We start from the raw sequence: 16,477 nt of genomic DNA on the forward strand, positions 1-16,477 counted from the left end.
CTCTCCTTCCCATTCAAAGAGCTTTAGAAGATCTCTTACGCACCCTTTGCCAGATAAACAATGCGATGAAACCAATCACTCCACAAACGGCGCTCCACACCATAACTGCTCCCTTCGATGCATATTCATGTTCAGGATCCGCAAGATAACCACTTTTTTTCATCTTATCTATAGATTCAAGCGCCTGCTTAGAAGTGAAATATTCATTCTCATAATCTTTATTTATCTTTTTAATTTCACTTTCCCCATTTTCGATCCTGAGCTTTTTCGTTTCATGCATAGCAATCGGAGTCCCATCCACTTCTCCGCGAAAGATCGCTCTCACCAAATATTTCCCCGAAGGTAGCGAGAGAGTAAAACTACTCTTCCCCTGTTGACGTTGCAAAATTTTATCATTCATATTGGCGACGGCAATCGTCCAACTTCCCTTCACATCTTTACCCGCCATATGTGCTCGGATCGTTTTACGATCCGATTTCTCGTGTGGATCTACAGCCATAGATATCCCCGGGAGAACGACGGTTATCTCAGACTTTCCAGTTCCACCTGAAGCACCCTTCCAATCGATAAGAACCCTTCGCGACCCAGGTTTTTGCATACGAAGAAATGCTGCCCCATCATGGGAGGGTGCCCTTAGAAGTGGTTGCTCTTCTTTATTCCAACCTGGTCTTAATTTATAGTCGGGATAAGTAAAACTCCACTCCCCCTTGGGAATACCACTTTGAGGAAGTGAGGATAACCAAACCCCCTCCACCTGACCAGTCGTTGGATCTACAGTTAACCAATCCTGAGTCCGTATCACCTCTGACGAATCCTTTAATGAATAAGTGCCCGGTTGTTTATCCTTTGGAATCGTCTTCTGGGATTCTTGTTTAATGGTAGCCGATTGATCCGCAGCTACTGCTGTCTCCGGTGACCACATACTGATCATTACCGCTATCATCCATGAAACCACGCCTACAACGACTCCTTTTTCTCTAACGATGATCTTCATATCCATTTTCTCAAAAAATTAGGTTTCTAAAAACCTTTTTACAACTTTTGCTTCCCACCTCGCATTGGATTCATTTATTATATCACCCCTATACATAAGAAAAAGGCCGTCTCTTGATCGAGTCGGCCTTGAAAAATTTTCATCTAAATGAAACGAGATCCGTTTAGCCACTGACCGCCATCCATGGTGATGCAATCGCCATTGATGTATTGAGCATCCTCAGAAAGTAGGAAAGCAGCTACGCCACCGATTTCCTCTAACTTACCGAAACGACCTGCTGGAATCGCAGCCAATACCCGTTTATGCATACGCTCGTCCAAGATCAGTTTCTCTACCCCACCGGTATTTTCTACTGCGCCAGGAGCGATGCAGTTTACACGGATACCGTATTTATGACCCCACTCCACAGCCAAGGTACGAGACATTGCTAGAACACCTGCCTTAGCACTTGCTGAGTGAACTACACCAGCGGCACCGGTCCAAGCATAAGTAGCTACGATATTTACAATAGAGCCTGGCTTATTCTCAGCAATCCATTCCTTTGCTACACGTTGAGTGCAATTCCATGTTCCATTAAGTACGATATCAATCACTGCATTCCAACCATTGATCGAAAGATCTTCCGCTTGGACCACAAAATTACCAGCTGCATTATTAACAAGCCCATCGATAGAACCAAAAGCTTCCTTCGCTTTCATAACCGTTTCATCCACCTGTTCTGGTTTACGGACATCCATCGGAACGGTCAATACTTGTCCTGAAAGGGAGCTCATTTCCGCTTTAGCCACCTCGAGTTTCTCCTCATTCCGGCCAGTAATAACAACATTGGCCCCATCTGCACAGAAGCGTGTAGCCATTGCTTTACCCATACCGCCAGAACCGCCTGTTACGATGATCGTTTTTGCATTCATTTCTCTCACTCCACATCTCTTTTTGTATTGGGTTAATGAATTGGTGCTTCCTGAAATCCACATACCACCTGTTCAAATAAATCGTCTACTGGGATGCTCTTACTACGAATACTATGAACATTTGGACGGAAGGTCCGATCCACATAATACTCTGCAATTCGAGCGAGGCGCTCATCTTTCGATTCCGCAAGGTCCACCTGCGCTTCTTTCAACAGTTGGATACCGGTGTATACATCGGTCAGTTTATCCATCAATGTGCGAGCGTGAGCATTTTGCACCCTCTCATCTGCAGACAATAGATAGCGGGTATCAAGGAAAAGTTCCTTTCTCTCCTGCTCAATGCACTGTGCTACATCCACCAGCTCAGGACGATCCACTTCAGAAAGAGTCTTCTTCATTTCTGTAAAGAGGATACTTTCACCACTGCCATGCGCTGCTTCTCTGGCGAGAATTTTTAGGACTTCCAGTGCCATGATATTGGAGGGCCCTTCCCACACCGTGCTCACCTGAGCATCCCTCAAAAGACGAGGCGTCACAAACTCTTCGATATAGCCATTACCACCAAAAAGCTCCAGGGCTTGCTTAGCATGTAATACACTATTTTCACTTAATCGATATTTTGCCATGGATAGTAAGAGACGAAGACGTGTGATCTCCTCTACAGTCTCCTGCCCCTCTGTATGACAACGATCCATCCCCAGCATCATCTGGGCGGCTAACGCCCAGCCCGCTTCGATATCCGTCATCATATCCAAGAGGGTTTGTTGCACCATCGGGTAATCCTTGAGAGTGTTACCAAAAGCGGAACGCCGAAATGTATGGATCGCCGCTTCCAGAAAAGCCCGGCGTGACATGGCCAAAGATCCTGTTGCCGTACACATCCGGGAAATATTAAGGGCTTCAGCCATATACTTAAATCCCTTTTCTGGTTCCCCGATCAGCTCTGCCTCCGCTTCACGAAGCTCCAACTCACCACTCGCTACGGCTCGCACTCCTAACTTATCCTTGAGGCGTCGGATCGCAATCCGATTTTTTACTCCATTCTCGAGAATCCTTGGCATTAAAAACAAACCCAACCCCTTCGTACCTGGGACATCGGAAACCCGAGCAAGTGTAATCGAAAGATCTGCATCACAGTTGCTAGCAAACCACTTTTCCCCTGTAAGCAACCAGCGGTCTCCATCCTTCACTGCCCTCGTTTGAATCGCCCCTACATCGGAGCCGCCTTCGATTTCCGTGAGAAAGGTTGCTCCCTGCAACAGATTCTCTGGCTCCATCGCTGCCAAACGGGGAAGGTATTTCGCTTTTTGTTCTTCACTGCCAAACTTCTCGATAACAAAGGCCACTGCCATCGTCAAGGTTACTGGACATGTAAAGCCTGTCTCTGCCCCAGACATCAACATGTGAAGTAACTGAGTGAAAAAGAAAGGCACAGGTTCAGGGACATCCTTTCGATAACGCCACCCCACTACCCCTGAACGAAATCCTTCCGCCACTGTAGCCCGATACCCTTCATTGTACCAAACCTCGTTGATCTCATTTCCCAAACGGTCATAGCGAAGGAGTTTCGGTGCTCCCTCACGATCGGTGTGACGAGCACGTTCGTCCATCGGTCCGGCAGCATATGCCCCCATATGGGCGAGTTGATCCTCTCCCCATTTTTGTAAAGTTGGTGATAGGTAACGTTGTACATAACGCTTCATGGTGAAATCGCTTTCATACCAGTTGACCGCATTCCCATCTGTAAAGCGACTGTAATCCATCACGCCCTCGCCCCTTCGCTAGATCGGGTTGATTTAATTGGAAAATCACCCGATCAATGAGAGTAAGTGAATACTAATTCAATGTAACCAAGAGAATGGAACACGTCAACAAACAATTTAGAATACCGGAGGAGAATCATCTGTTATGTCGAATGTTTTTCTATAGTATAGATTCTGCTTTGACTGGAGCGATGCAAAGTGTTCATTAAACAATGTCTTACCCACTTGGATGAAATTGCTACTGTAACACCAGAAACCCCCATTAAAGAAATGCTTGACCTTTTAAAAGAGTATCGCTTAGATTCGATCCCGGTAATTGATACGAATGGCCTCTTTCTCGGTATTACCGGTTACACCTACGCCATGAAATCCTTTCTAGAGAGTGAAAACACGGGAGCAAGCACACATGTAGACCTCGATCAAGGGAAAGTGAAAGATGCTCTACATATCATGGATCCATTAACCATCCATAGCGACTTTGAAGAAACCTTACCGGTGATTGTTCGCTATCCCTTTGTCCCAGTAGTCGATGAGAATGGATTGAGCTTCCTTGGTATCGTCAAGATCAGTGACATTGAAGCCGCCCTTGCATCCACTTATGGTCATGACCTACCAGGTGTCCGGTTCCTGATGGCTGTCGTCCTCGATGCTCCCCATGAGCTAGAGCATGTCGTCGCATCCGTGCAGGATTTTGATGTGAATATTATCAGCCTGGTCACTTTTGACGCTGGTGACGCTGCGGTACGTCGCATTATGTTAAAAATCCAGCCAACTCCCTATGTAGAGGAAATTAAGGAAAGACTAGAACAGCGGGGTTTCCGAATTCTTAACATCAAAGAAACCCAACACGCAGGCTAATCAAGGCAAAGAGACGGAAGTCCACTATTGCGAATATTTCCTGAAGATCCTCTTTTTCTTTACTTCCGCCCAATTTTTTCCCCGTGACACATATCGAAATAATAATACGTTAGATATAATTAATGGGGAATTCCCCATAAAGAATCCAATTACCACGCATAACGCATCAACCTATTGAAAACATTAAACATGTCCAGAACCTCGAAAGGATGAGTTCTATCCTATGACTAAAGAACGTATGAAGTATATCGGTAGTCAAATTCTCGGCTGGTTCTTTATCATACTAGGCATCATAGGTCTCTTTTTACCTGTTCTACAAGGTGTGATCTTTTTGATGCTCGGTTTCCTAATCCTCTCAAAGACATCTCCTTGGGCAAAACGTAAATTGGATCAATTTGAAAAGCGTCATCCTCTAATCGCGAAGCAAATGAATCGATTGCGAAAACATCCTCGGTTAAAACGTATTCTTCCCTAACCGATTAAAATAGGTAATTTTTAAAAAGAGACGAAGGCCATCGCTAGGGATGGACCTTCGTCTCTTTTGATTTATTTCACTTTACACGAGCAACAGCAAGGCCATCTCCCACTGTCAATAGAGTAGAGTCCAATCGCTCATCTGAGGTTAGGATATCATGAGCTTTTAGAATTCCTTTCACATTTGGACTTTCTTCCTCTTCTTTGTCAAAGATATCATCTCCGTAAAACATATTATCCATGACTATCACAGCACCTGGTATACTCATCTTAATCGCCTTCTCTAGATAAAAGGGATAGCTTTCCTTATCGGCATCAATAAAAAAGAAATCAAATTGCTTTCGCTGGGAATCCAATACTTCTAAACTTTTCCGAGCATCCCCTATATTAAAACTTGTTTTCTCAGACAATCCAGCCTTTTTCAGGTTTTCCTTAGCAAAAGCCGCATAGTCTGGTTCCAATTCCAGGGTCAACAGATGACCATCCGCAGGAAGAGCACGCGCCAACCAGATTGAGCTATATCCACCCAACCCACCTATTTCCAAAGCATGATGGGCTCCACACATTTTTACAAGCATATAGAGTGCCTTGCCAACGCCAGGGGGAATAGAGATCTGTGGCATTTCTCGTTTTTCTAATCCAGCAGTAATCGACTGTAATACATCATCTTCTCTAGCATATCGTTCGTCTACAAATTGAAATCGATCCATATTATCCCTCATTATCCTTAAGTATAGGTGGGGAGTAACCCCATTCATCATTCGTAAACTTACATTCTGTCCGTGGTGGTGGGCGTCATACTGCTTCTCATAAACCCATCATAGCATCGCTTCCAATTTCTCAAGATATGCTCATTCAAATCAAAAAATTTTACCAACTCCATTAATATTTTCTCTCTATTCACTGTTTTTGTCTAGCTTTCTTTCCCTTCCCATTCGGAGCGAAGCATCCCCATAATCACTTTATCCTGATAGCCATCAGTCGTCCAAAAGGCTTGCCGCAACAAACCTTCCTGATGAAATCCACATTTTTCATAAGCGCGAATAGCTCGAACATTATTCCGAAAAGTATCTAATTGAATGCGATGTAAGTTATATCGGCAAAACAACAAGTCAATAAAGGAACGAATCGCCGCGGTTCCATATCCACGTCCCCAGTACTCCTTCTCCCCAATGGTAACGGATCGCACTACTCGTTCAAAGTCGCGAAAAGTAACTCGCCCTATCGCCCTCCACTCCGTATCTTCTTTTACATCAATTATCCACCAACGTCCACTCTCCAAGGAGTTCATCCTAGCTAAACGATCTGCTAACTGCTCCTGGTTCAAAAATGTCTCGCCATGGCCTCCTGAAGACCAATACATTACCTCCTCATCAGCAAACCATCTCGCCATGTAATCTAGATCCTTTCCTCCTGCAAATCGCAGGCGCATCTCTTCCATCCATTCCCCTCCAAAATAGCGATAAAAAAGTCACTGCACATCCTGTGCAATGACTCAGTGGAGCGGACGACGGGAATCGAACCCGCGTTATCAGCTTGGGAAGCTGAAGTTCTACCATTAAACTACATCCGCATAAATCCTTAAAGTTGATAACTTTCTTAGCTATTTTTTAATTATATCACTCCAGCATAGCTAGGTGCAAGAATTACTCCTCAGAAGATGCTACAAAAAACCACCCCGTATCCAGGGTGGCTGTTGGTCCAGATTCCATCATTAAAAACCTGCAAGCGGAGCTACAAAGGCGGTTAACAGAATCGCTGCTGCACCAATTCCTACTGCCCACCATCCTAACATGCTTCCACGGCGGATGCTGATAATACCGAGAATGATTCCCGCCGGCCCTAATAGAAAAGGAACGAGGAAGAATGCAAGGGCGGATATAATAATGCCGACTACACCAACACCCTGGCCCTGACCTTCACCCTCTGTATCATTCTTGTCTACTGAGAGCTCATCGCGTCCGAATGAATCTGTAACAGGAGCTACTTCAGCTGCTGCCTCTGTATCATCTCGGTCATTCCAATCAAATTTCTCGGTTTCGCCAATATCCTTTGTCTCCAATTCATCATCGTCTCTCCCAGGAGCTTGCCGGAAATTGTTCAAACCAGCTGGAGCAAATTCTCCTGCATACTCCTCGTTAAAGTCATCTGATGTAAGGTCCTCATTCCGTCTCGGTTCTACAACTTCATGTTCTGTGTGATTGTTACGCTTATGCCTCTTCTTGTGTTTGCTCACAAATATCCCTCCCCTCTAATCGGTCTGATCTTAGTATGCTCCGAGGAGCGGAGGGTAAAATGGCAGATTGATGCAAAAAACTCTCCGGATGCTCCGGAGAGTTTTCATCAGCCTTTAATTTCTGTGAAACGATAATCCCTTGGCCCAGTGGGGTGCGACATCACCCCCTGCACTTCAGGCTTTTTCATTACGATGTTATTGTAATAATATAAGGGAATAACAGGCATTTGATCCATCAATACTTTTTCCGCACGATGCAAAAGTTCCATCCGCCGAGCTTCGCTTTTTGCCTTGTAAGCACCATTTAGAATAGAATCGTACTCTTTATCGCTCCAACCTGTTTGATTCATTGGATGATTGGTTTGAAAACTTTCTAAGTAATTATAGGGATCATTGTAATCAGGCAGGAAACTAGAGCGAGCAATCATAAAGTTGCCACGGTTTCGGTTATTTAAAAATACTTTGGCTTCTTGTGCTTTTAATGTCACTTTTGCTTTCAGGTGTTTATGCCACATCTCCTGAATCGCTTCAGCCACTTTTTTATTCTTTTCATCCTGGCTAAATAAAATTTCAACCTTAGGCAATTTCGTGATGCCCTCTTCTTTCATTCCCTCTTTTAACAATTTTTTTGCTGATTGGACATCATCATCTTTGATGTATGCCTGCTTATCATCCTTGCGGAAATCGCCAGATTTCGTCATGGTACCTGGTGAGACATAGGCAAGAGCAATTTGCTGCTGGCCTTGAACGATCTTATTTACAATCGTTTGACGATCGATTGCCAGGGCGAATGCCTTCCGGATCTTCGCATTGTTAAACGGTTTTTCCTTTACATTAAATCGGTAAAAATCTAGGCCCCCACCATCGGATACCTTCGCCTCGCCCTTCTCTATCTCTTTACCTTGCAAATCTGGCGGAATAGAAGTGCTATCGAGGTAATCAATTTCTCCCGCCTTATATTGCTGATAAAGTGTAGCCCGATCCTTAGTCATTCCCCAATCGATCTGTGCCAATTTTACCTTCTTTGCATCTCGGTACTCTTCATTTTTCACGGCCACAATGCGATTATCATGCTTCCAAGATTTCATCTTAAAAGGACCATTCGAAATATATTCCTTCGCCTCACCAAAGGGATTTTTCTTATTTTCAATCCCCTTGCTGTAGACAGGTGAAAAAGGAGTATAGGCGATTAGCTGTTCAAAATAGGGAGTCGGCTGCTCAAGCTCCACCACTAAGGTCTTTTCATCCTTTGCCTGTACACCGACGTCTTCTGCCTTCGCTTTTCCTTCATAATAAGCCTTTGCATTTTTGATGGGATTCATCAATAAGGAAGCATTGGAGGCTGTTTTTGGGTCCATCACTCTTTTCCAAGCGACTTCAAAATCCTTGGCTGTTACCGGCTCCCCATTGGACCATTTAGCATTATCCTGGAGTGTAAACGTATAAGTTAAGCCATCCTTTGACTTCTCTATTTTTTTTGCTGTAGCTAGCTTGGGTTGGTGATTTTTATCAAAGCGCATCAACCCCTCAAATAAATTATTCACCACCTCCATGGAATTGCCATCAAAAGCTTTCGCCGGATCTAACGATGCAGGCTCGCCAGACGTCAAATTTAATTCTAAGTGTTGGCTAGCCCCCGTGGAAGTTGTTGCATCAGAATCCCCTTTGGTGCATCCAGCTACCAATACGCTACCTGCCAATACAAGGGACAATCCGATTATTGAAATTCTCCGCATAGGTAGTACCCCTCCTCGAATTAATTTTCCGAATAATTAACTTATTACGTTGTAACTTTTCTCTACCCTCTGAATAATCTCCTTCTTATTTCAAACCATTCAAAAAAGGAACCTTTACTCTATATCCCGAAGATAAAGAATGATCGATGTGAGCTTAACCTCTTTGGATTTTGAAAGGATGATCTCATGGAAATACGTTATTGTCGACTTCCTATAGCCAACCTCTGGTTATCTCCTGAATCTATTCGTGAAGAGGATGGCCCTTCCCTTAAAGGCGCAGAAGGATTTTATCAGTGGCTAAACTCACTGGATACGGAGAGGCGAAAAGGCCTAACCGGCCGTCTTGAATCTCAACTCCTTCTGGGTGAGCCTGCAATGGTCATTGAAGAAAGGGAGGATTGGGTAAAGGTATGTCTCCCCCACCAATCCACTCGCAAAGATGCTCGAGGGTATCCAGGTTGGGTATATCGGGATCAACTTACCTTCCATTCCCGATTCGACAAAGCCTTTTCCAATTCCCCCTATGCCTGGGTAACCGCTGACCAAACCATTCCTTTCAGTGAAAATGGGGATAAAGAGTGGCCACTCTCCTTTATGACACGTCTTCCCTGTATCGGTAAGGAAGATAATCACGCGATTGTCCTTACCCCTGAGGGAGCAACAAAGAGGTTGGCACTTAGCGATGTTTTTATCGCTGAAACGTTACCCATCACTCCTCCTTCCACACGCCTCCCCACAGCAGAGCGCTTTCTTGGGCTCTCCTATTTATGGGGTGGAATGTCATCCTTTGGCTTCGATTGTTCCGGATTTGTCCACCGAATTTTAGCAGCCCATGGACTTGTCATTCCCCGAGATGCGAGTGATCAAGCCCAACAGGGAATCCGATTGACCAAGGAGGAACTGTTACCTGGTGATCTCGTCTTTTTTGCTCATGAAAAGGGGCAAGGCGCCATTCATCATGTAGGCATGGTTATCGGTGAGCAGTCATTTATCCACTCTCCCAACAGTGGGCACCCCGTGAGAATCAATGCCCTTAGTGATGAACCCTATGGAGCCGAATTTTGTTGGGGAGTCCGTTATTAGTTTTTACTCAAAGCAGCAAGCTCGTGAAGGAAATCATCCTGCAATCCTTCACCGTTTTCTTCATCAACCAACCCATTGATAAGAAATGAGAATCCGATTATAGGATACCCATTCTCTAATAAGTATCCGCTTAGTGTCCGGACGTTAGCCAGACTCCCAGTTTTAGCGGCAACCTCTATGCCTGCTGGTAAAGATGAGGCTCGCTCGGCAAGTGTACCATACTGCCCATAACGAGAAAGACTATCGAGGAAGATGGGGAAATCAGGATGCTGAAGCTGAAGGTGGAGTAGTTCAGCAAGTGCATTGGGGGATGATAAATTATACGTGGATAATCCTGAACCATCTACATAACATTCAGGACCTTTCAGCCCCCATGTGTGCAAGATTTTCTTCACCTTATTCACTCCTGCTTCCTCACAAACCTCGCTCCTGCTCTCCTTCCCCAAAGTACGTAATAAAATTTCCGCAGACAAATTATCACTTTCACGATTGACACGTTGTATCACCTGAGAAAGAAGTGGAGAATAGTGTTTTAACACCATCCCTTTCCTCTGTGTAATGTTCCCTTCTCGGATTTCAGGATATTCAGGAACTTGGATTCCTTCTTGTTGACAGGCTCCACGGAGAATCTCCAAAAAATACTGGGCTCCTGACCAAACTGCCCCCGCAATCTCCGGTTCCTTCCTGGATAGCTTCCCAGATAAATGAAAATGATTAGCGCTATCTTTCCGCTTCACCACCATATCAGAAGGTCCATCCGTCCACATACAGTGGGAGGTTACTTTGATCGTCTTCAATTTTTGCATAGGGATCAGATGGGGAGTTTCACCCTGGGGGTCCGCTTTGAAAAGGATTCGATTCCCTTCCATGATCAGACTCTCAATTCGTGCGGTATATCCTTCAGCAAGATCATCCCATCTCCAGCCCACTCCCCAGGGTTCTTCATTGCACCAAGCTTGATTAACTATCCATCTATGAGGAAGTTTATCCATACCACGTACCCACATCCGTTGAGCAATCATCCTAGCATCCTGCTCATTAAAAGTAGGGTCCCCACCACCTGAGATGGTAAGCATATCGTGGCTAATTCCCACCTGTGTCATCCATCGATAGTGGCTACCCAATTGATCCAACGCCACTGCGGTGGTCCATAGCTTATTGTTGGAGGCAGGGAGAAAAAGCTTATCTCCATCGATAGCTCCCCACTGACCCGTTCGGGTACAAAAAAGGGCGCATCCAACCCGTGCGCCCCTTTCACCACTCTTTATTCCCCATCGGATGATCAGTTTTTCCACTGCTCGCAACCAGTCTCTCATTTAGTCCCCTCCGATGCGTATTCCTGACTAGGTAGCGCCAAGCCTATCGGTTAACCTCTTCAGAAAAATTCATCAGTTAATAAACAGGCCTGGGGTCACGCACCTCCGCTGGGAAAACATAATGACTAACCAAATTCTTCGTTAACGTCCCATCATGTACTTCTCCAACCGTTCCATGCGGCGCATCAGATCCTCCACCATACGATCGTTATTATCCTGCATCGGCAGTGGCATCGATTGTTGACCAGATAAATTAGGGTTAGATAGTGGTTGACCAGGTAAATTAGAGTTAGATAGTGATTGACCCTGTTTCAGCTTTGATTTCCGCTCTTTCTTTAGCTCTTCCTTCAGTTGGAGGTTTTCTTCGAGCAAGGCCTCGAAGTTTTTAATAACAACATCGAGGAACTCGTTCACTTCATCCACGTTATATCCTTTCCGTGCGGTTTTGAAATCTTTACTAAAGATATCTCGTGGTGTCAAACGCTCCATCTGCAGACGCCTCCTGAACTTTTGTTAATTATTTGAATTCACCAATCTGTTACTCATCTTAAGGCAAGTACGGGAATGTCTTTATCCTTCCGATAAGTTTTTCATCGCTCTCCTATAGACGAAGGAATTAACACTACTTTAGTTTATCATATCGCCTAGTCACGAGAGAATGCTTTTCGTAGTATATTTTAGACGTTAAAGTATGGAAATAAATAAAGCCCCCGAGAGGAGGCCTTTTATAGCTACATTTACTGCGATGTCGGGAATGTACGCTGTACTAGATCCATAAATCCGTTGATTAAGCCGGAAATTGGACGACCATCCCGCACAGATTTAGCATAATTTTTCATGGCATCTACAAAACCTGGATTGGCTGAAACATAGACTCGTCTCAGAGAGGAATCCACTTTTCGTGCCCTTTTGGCCACTTTATTCTTCAGCTCGTTTGTCATGCCGCCTTGGTAATTACCTGCAAATGATACACCTATATACGCTGTGTCACCCATAACTACCGTAGTCGCAGCATCAATCTCTCTCAACTTGACCAAATTGTCCGATACATCATCCGCAGTACGCATCTTTTGTCCAACACGCGTATTGGTATCATAACCCGTATTGTTGTTGGCATCATTCATTCTCTCATCATACCGCACCTGTTGGGTATTTGGCCTTTGTGTTGACTGCGGTTTTTTATTATTCATCGCACACCCTACAGTAGTAAAAACAAGGGGCACAGCAATTGCCATGACAAGCCATTGTTTACGGAGCTGCATATCCCTACCTCCTTCCTTAACTAGGTCAGCCTTAGTATCCAACCCCTACTCAAAAATATGTACAAAAAAAAAGGACCACATTATGTGGCCCTTCCTAGACTTCCCATTCTGAAATAAATTCGTTCCCTTAATCAATCATCATTGGACATAAAGAAGAGGAGCACAAATCGTAACAATTCAAGAAGAGCATATAGCGCGGACGCTACATAAGTAAGGGCGGCAGCATTGAGTACCTTGCGTACCCCTCTCTCCTCTATATTACTAATCATCCCTTCCTGCACGATGATCTCTTTCGCCCGGGAACTGGCATTAAATTCCACCGGTAAAGTAACTACCTGAAAAGCAACAACCGCTGCATACAAGATCACGCCAAGGCCAAACAATCCCATCGCCTGTAAGATCAGACCCCCTAGTAACAAAAATGGGGCAATTCCTGAGGCAAAGTTAGCTACGGGAACCATCCGATGACGTAATACCAAGGCACCATAAGCATTTTTATGTTGGATCGCATGACCACATTCATGGGCAGCTACGGAGACAGCAGCAATAGAATCGCTGTAAAATACGGGCTCTGATAAATTCACTGTCCGGGAAACTGGATCATAGTGATCCGTCAGTTGACCGCGAACAGGATTGACGGCGACATCTCGCAACCCATTCCGATCCAAAATGCTTCGAGCTACCTCTTGCCCAGTTAAGCCCGATTTAGCTTGCACCTTAGACCAGCGTTTGAAGCTACCTTTCACCCGGAATTGAGCCCAGATTGTAAGCCCAAAGGCACCCAGGACAAGAATCAGCATCAAGAGGTTGATCATCAGCCTTCACTTCTCCTTTTATGACTCGCTCTCATTCTTCTAATAATATGGGTTTACCCAGATACTTAACTCTTTATTTCAAATCTCTCCCACTCAAAAATTATAGCTATCTCTCAAGTGAAAAGATCCTAGGGATCACCTCTAACGATAGAGGTTCCCTAGAATCATTATATCATGGTGTCCTATCTTCTTAAATAAGGGATTTATTTGGTATTTAATTTTTAAGAAGCCGTCACAAATTGGACGATCAGCCCACCGACGAGAACCAATCCTAATATAAGTACAACCCATATACCTACATTGGATTTACTCATTTCCCATCCCCCTGTCTGGTCACGGACGTGTCTGGAGCCCTAACGATCAGGGAAAGATATAAGGAAAGCTTCTCTCGTGTTGTATCCCTGAAACACAAAGGTAGTCAGACTCTCTGTTTCTCCATTGGTCAATGGGTTCCCTTTTTATTACCCGTTTTCAGAGGGGTTATTTTTCCAATTTTAGATATCCGTTACTTTAGGAGGACTCCATGGACGTCGTCACTCATTGGATCAAAAATGAAACCCTACAAAATTATTACTATTTGTTGGAAATCGCTCTCCTGTTAATTGCAGTAAAACTAGCAGGTCATGGTAGCAAAAAACTGGGACAACCCTCCGTGTTTGGTGAACTTCTCGTTGGTGTATTCTTGGGACCCGCCTTCCTTGGTTGGATACATATTCACCCTGAGCACCCTGGGATGTTTAAACATCTCGCAGAGATTGGTGTCATCCTCCTTATGTTTTTAGCAGGTCTTGAAACGGATATCGATGAGTTTAAGCAAAACACCTCCGCTTCAACGTTCGTTGCAGTAGGTGGAGTCTTTTTCCCATTTGTGATGGGTTGGGCTAGCGGACTTTTTTTCGGTTATAGTTTGTTCACTTCAATTTTTATCGGCATTCTTCTTGTTGCCACAAGCGTCAGTGTCACTGTTCAGACACTGCGAGAGCTGGGCCAACTACAAAGTAAAGAAGGCGTTACGATCTTAGGAGCTGCTGTACTGGATGATATCCTTGGATTGGTCCTCCTCTCTGTTGTCGTCACCTTTACTACCTCTGGAAATCACGGAGAAGGCCTTCCTACTATTATCGGTATCCTATTACTAAAAATGTTTCTCTTTTTTTTCATTGCTATCACCCTCGGACGCAGGATTCTCCCTCGCCTTATTCACTGGATATCCTATTTAACTTCATCCGAAGTGATTTTAACATTCGGTATCATCCTTGCATTTATCTATGCTTATGTGGCTGAGTTATTTGGATTGGCAGGAATTGTTGGTGCTTATTTTGCTGGATTGATTCTCAGTAGTACTCACCACCGCCAGGAACTATATGAAAAAGTGGAGATTATCTCCTCTTCCTTCTTCGTCCCTATTTTTTTTGTGAGCATTGGGATATCTACCGATATTAGGCAACTAAAACCAGAGGCAATCAGTCTTTTAATTGTTCTTCTCATCATCGCGACTGTGTCTAAAATTATCGGAAGTGGTTTGGGTGCCAAGTTAGCAGGTTTCCCTTGGAATAACTCCTTTGCAGTTGGTACGGGTATGGTCGCCCGAGGAGAAGTAGGACTTATTGTGGCTTCCATCGGGCTCAGTCGCCACTTGATTGATGCTCAATTATTTACGATTACCGTTTTTATTATCTTACTTACCACGTTGCTCACGCCCCCCTTACTAAAAATAAGCTTGGGTAAAGGCCCTCATCACTAGCTTTCTTATGATGCCCCCTAATAGTAGACAGTGGAAAAACCCCCTGAGTAGATCCAACCTACTTAGGGGGTTTAACTTCATGGCCAAATAAAAAATCGGTGCCCATGAACCTCTACATATTCATTAGTCCGTAAACAATAGATCTGTACCGCGACGCATCGAGACATTAAGTACAAGTCCTGCCGCTACTAACTGTGTTAGGAGAGAGCTTCCCCCATAACTGATATAGGGTAAGGGCAGCCCTGTTACAGGTAACATGCCAACCGACATCCCGATATTCTGGAACACCTGGAAAACAACCATCCCCACGACCCCTGTTACAATCAGGGTACCAAAACGATCTTCACAGTGTACAGCGACTCTCATCATCCGATAAACGAGAAAAATAAACAGACAAAGGAGAATCGCTCCACCTAAAAAGCCCCACTCTTCAGCAAAAACAGCAAAAATAAAATCGTTATGGGGTTCAGGAATCCATCGCCCTTGAGCCTGGGTACCATGATGAAATCCTTTTCCCATCAATTCACCGGACCCTACAGCAATCATGGATTGTGTCAATTGATAGCCTGTCCCACTGGGATCCAATGCAGGATTGACAAAGGTACTAATTCGTTGAATCTGATGCTCTGCAAGAATTACATGGAGCAGGGGGCTATTTGTTAAATAGAGGACAAAAACACTAGCTACCAAAACACCAACGATCGCTAGGACAGTGATCACGGTACGCCAATAGAGTCCCCCCACCAATAAAATACTACCAAGTATTCCAACCAGAACGAGGGAAGTTCCTAAGTCTGGTTGTTTTAAGATAATGAGAAAAGGAACGGCAAAGAGAAGGAGCATCTTCCATACATCACGAGCGTATACAGGAGTCGTTCTTACCTCTGCGAGAAACTTAGCAACCAGGATAATCAGGATAACCTTCATAAACTCCGAAGGTTGAAACTGAAAACCTCCGACTCGAATCCACTGCTGAACCCCTTTCACCGTGACTCCAATCCCCGGAATCATGACTAATAGAAGAAGAAAGAGACCCACACCATAAAGCACGTAAACAAACCGCCCATGAGCCAAGAGACGATAGTCAAACAGGAGTGTGGCTATCATAAGTAGAATACTTGTTATGTACCAGGAGATTTGTTTTTCAAAAAAAATGGGGTTGGTAGAGTAAGTCGCCCCTGAAATGGCAATCATGCTGACACCAGCTAACATCAAAATCAGCATGATCATGAGAAAGTCTAATTGCCGAATCATCCGGCTGATTTTCATGTAATGAACACCCGCT

The 16,477-nt window shown here is 44.5% G+C and carries 16 protein-coding genes and 1 tRNA gene; 4 read left to right on the plus strand and 13 right to left on the minus strand.

Annotation, left to right across the window (positions count from 1 at the left end):
• Nucleotides 1-13: 13 nt before the first annotated feature.
• The 3 genes from BLV90_RS01585 to BLV90_RS01595 all read right to left on the minus strand — a co-directional run bounded on the left by BLV90_RS01585 (nucleotide 14) and on the right by BLV90_RS01595 (nucleotide 3,668).
• Complete coding sequence (locus tag BLV90_RS01585) at nucleotides 14-994, minus strand: hypothetical protein (protein WP_143034971.1); 981 nt, start codon at nucleotides 992-994, stop codon at nucleotides 14-16.
• Nucleotides 995-1,137: 143 nt separating this feature from the next.
• Nucleotides 1,138-1,905: a 2,4-dienoyl-CoA reductase gene (gene fadH, locus BLV90_RS01590; RefSeq protein WP_091735091.1), complete on the minus strand. Its 768-nt coding sequence runs from the start codon at nucleotides 1,903-1,905 to the stop codon at nucleotides 1,138-1,140.
• 32 nt (nucleotides 1,906-1,937) lie between these two features.
• On the minus strand, nucleotides 1,938-3,668 hold the full coding sequence (locus BLV90_RS01595) for an acyl-CoA dehydrogenase family protein (protein WP_091735094.1): 1,731 nt from the start codon (nucleotides 3,666-3,668) through the stop codon (nucleotides 1,938-1,940).
• Nucleotides 3,669-3,866: 198 nt separating this feature from the next.
• Between BLV90_RS01595 and BLV90_RS01600 the strand changes: the two genes are divergently transcribed.
• Entirely contained in the window at nucleotides 3,867-4,526 is a 660-nt protein-coding gene (locus tag BLV90_RS01600) for a CBS domain-containing protein (protein ID WP_091735097.1), read from the plus strand.
• A 223-nt stretch (nucleotides 4,527-4,749) separates the two neighbouring features.
• Nucleotides 4,750-5,001, plus strand: a complete 252-nt coding sequence (locus BLV90_RS01605; protein ID WP_091735099.1) for a DUF454 family protein — start codon at nucleotides 4,750-4,752, stop codon at nucleotides 4,999-5,001.
• Between the two features lie 76 nt (nucleotides 5,002-5,077).
• On the opposite strand, the gene BLV90_RS01610 is transcribed toward BLV90_RS01605, so the two are convergent.
• From BLV90_RS01610 to BLV90_RS01630, 5 genes are all read right to left on the minus strand, one after another.
• On the minus strand, nucleotides 5,078-5,710 hold the full coding sequence (locus tag BLV90_RS01610; protein WP_091735103.1) for an O-methyltransferase: 633 nt from the start codon (nucleotides 5,708-5,710) through the stop codon (nucleotides 5,078-5,080).
• 203 nt (nucleotides 5,711-5,913) lie between these two features.
• The gene (locus BLV90_RS01615) at nucleotides 5,914-6,441 is read right to left on the minus strand and encodes a GNAT family N-acetyltransferase (protein WP_091735106.1); all 528 of its coding nucleotides are present in this window, start codon (nucleotides 6,439-6,441) and stop codon (nucleotides 5,914-5,916) included.
• Between the two features lie 58 nt (nucleotides 6,442-6,499).
• Nucleotides 6,500-6,573, minus strand: a tRNA-Gly gene (locus BLV90_RS01620).
• A gap of 141 nt (nucleotides 6,574-6,714) precedes the next feature.
• Entirely contained in the window at nucleotides 6,715-7,236 is a 522-nt protein-coding gene (locus BLV90_RS01625) for a hypothetical protein (RefSeq protein ID WP_091735109.1), read from the minus strand.
• Nucleotides 7,237-7,343: 107 nt separating this feature from the next.
• Nucleotides 7,344-8,972: a peptide ABC transporter substrate-binding protein gene (locus tag BLV90_RS01630; protein WP_091735112.1), complete on the minus strand. Its 1,629-nt coding sequence runs from the start codon at nucleotides 8,970-8,972 to the stop codon at nucleotides 7,344-7,346.
• A 186-nt stretch (nucleotides 8,973-9,158) separates the two neighbouring features.
• Between BLV90_RS01630 and BLV90_RS01635 the strand changes: the two genes are divergently transcribed.
• On the plus strand, nucleotides 9,159-10,055 hold the full coding sequence (locus BLV90_RS01635) for a C40 family peptidase (RefSeq protein WP_091735115.1): 897 nt from the start codon (nucleotides 9,159-9,161) through the stop codon (nucleotides 10,053-10,055).
• Here BLV90_RS01635 and dacB read toward each other — a convergent pair.
• From dacB to BLV90_RS01655, 4 genes are all read right to left on the minus strand, one after another.
• Nucleotides 10,052-11,371 (minus strand): D-alanyl-D-alanine carboxypeptidase/D-alanyl-D-alanine endopeptidase, encoded by a 1,320-nt coding sequence (gene dacB / locus BLV90_RS01640; protein ID WP_091735117.1) that lies wholly within the window; start codon nucleotides 11,369-11,371, stop codon nucleotides 10,052-10,054. The two genes, BLV90_RS01635 and dacB, sit on opposite strands and share 4 nt — an antisense overlap.
• Before the next feature lie 141 nt (nucleotides 11,372-11,512).
• Nucleotides 11,513-11,860 carry a DivIVA domain-containing protein gene (locus BLV90_RS01645; protein ID WP_091735119.1) on the minus strand — a complete coding sequence of 116 codons (348 nt, stop codon included), beginning with the start codon at nucleotides 11,858-11,860 and terminating at the stop codon, nucleotides 11,513-11,515.
• Between the two features lie 248 nt (nucleotides 11,861-12,108).
• Nucleotides 12,109-12,633, minus strand: coding sequence for a YhcN/YlaJ family sporulation lipoprotein (locus BLV90_RS01650; protein ID WP_091735121.1), 525 nt, complete (start codon nucleotides 12,631-12,633; stop codon nucleotides 12,109-12,111).
• A 131-nt stretch (nucleotides 12,634-12,764) separates the two neighbouring features.
• Complete coding sequence (locus BLV90_RS01655; protein ID WP_091735123.1) at nucleotides 12,765-13,448, minus strand: zinc metallopeptidase; 684 nt, start codon at nucleotides 13,446-13,448, stop codon at nucleotides 12,765-12,767.
• 523 nt (nucleotides 13,449-13,971) lie between these two features.
• On the opposite strand from BLV90_RS01655, the gene BLV90_RS01660 reads away from it, so the two are divergent.
• Nucleotides 13,972-15,192: a cation:proton antiporter gene (locus tag BLV90_RS01660; protein WP_091735125.1), complete on the plus strand. Its 1,221-nt coding sequence runs from the start codon at nucleotides 13,972-13,974 to the stop codon at nucleotides 15,190-15,192.
• A gap of 123 nt (nucleotides 15,193-15,315) precedes the next feature.
• On the opposite strand, the gene rodA is transcribed toward BLV90_RS01660, so the two are convergent.
• Complete coding sequence (gene rodA / locus BLV90_RS01665) at nucleotides 15,316-16,461, minus strand: rod shape-determining protein RodA (RefSeq protein WP_177167840.1); 1,146 nt, start codon at nucleotides 16,459-16,461, stop codon at nucleotides 15,316-15,318.
• Nucleotides 16,462-16,477 lie beyond the last annotated feature (16 nt).

Source organism: Marininema mesophilum (assembly GCF_900106775.1).
GTDB classification, from domain to species: Bacteria; Bacillota; Bacilli; order Thermoactinomycetales; family DSM-45169; genus Marininema; species Marininema mesophilum.

Excerpts from the sequence above, each read along its gene's own strand:
- BLV90_RS01605 (WP_091735099.1), top strand. The coding sequence starts at position 4,750 with ATGACTAAAGAACGTATGAAGTATATCGGTAGTCAAATTCTCGGCTGG.
- dacB (WP_091735117.1), bottom strand. The coding sequence starts at position 11,371 with ATGAGAGACTGGTTGCGAGCAGTGGAAAAACTGATCATCCGATGGGGA.
- BLV90_RS01650 (WP_091735121.1), bottom strand. The coding sequence starts at position 12,633 with ATGCAGCTCCGTAAACAATGGCTTGTCATGGCAATTGCTGTGCCCCTT.
- BLV90_RS01615 (WP_091735106.1), bottom strand. The coding sequence starts at position 6,441 with ATGGAAGAGATGCGCCTGCGATTTGCAGGAGGAAAGGATCTAGATTAC.
- BLV90_RS01595 (WP_091735094.1), bottom strand. The coding sequence starts at position 3,668 with ATGGATTACAGTCGCTTTACAGATGGGAATGCGGTCAACTGGTATGAA.
- BLV90_RS01660 (WP_091735125.1), top strand. The coding sequence starts at position 13,972 with ATGGACGTCGTCACTCATTGGATCAAAAATGAAACCCTACAAAATTAT.
- BLV90_RS01645 (WP_091735119.1), bottom strand. The coding sequence starts at position 11,860 with ATGGAGCGTTTGACACCACGAGATATCTTTAGTAAAGATTTCAAAACC.
- BLV90_RS01585 (WP_143034971.1), bottom strand. The coding sequence starts at position 994 with ATGAAGATCATCGTTAGAGAAAAAGGAGTCGTTGTAGGCGTGGTTTCA.
- BLV90_RS01610 (WP_091735103.1), bottom strand. The coding sequence starts at position 5,710 with ATGGATCGATTTCAATTTGTAGACGAACGATATGCTAGAGAAGATGAT.
- BLV90_RS01655 (WP_091735123.1), bottom strand. The coding sequence starts at position 13,448 with ATGATCAACCTCTTGATGCTGATTCTTGTCCTGGGTGCCTTTGGGCTT.
- rodA (WP_177167840.1), bottom strand. The coding sequence starts at position 16,461 with ATGAAAATCAGCCGGATGATTCGGCAATTAGACTTTCTCATGATCATG.
- BLV90_RS01630 (WP_091735112.1), bottom strand. The coding sequence starts at position 8,972 with ATGCGGAGAATTTCAATAATCGGATTGTCCCTTGTATTGGCAGGTAGC.
- fadH (WP_091735091.1), bottom strand. The coding sequence starts at position 1,905 with ATGAATGCAAAAACGATCATCGTAACAGGCGGTTCTGGCGGTATGGGT.
- BLV90_RS01635 (WP_091735115.1), top strand. The coding sequence starts at position 9,159 with ATGGAAATACGTTATTGTCGACTTCCTATAGCCAACCTCTGGTTATCT.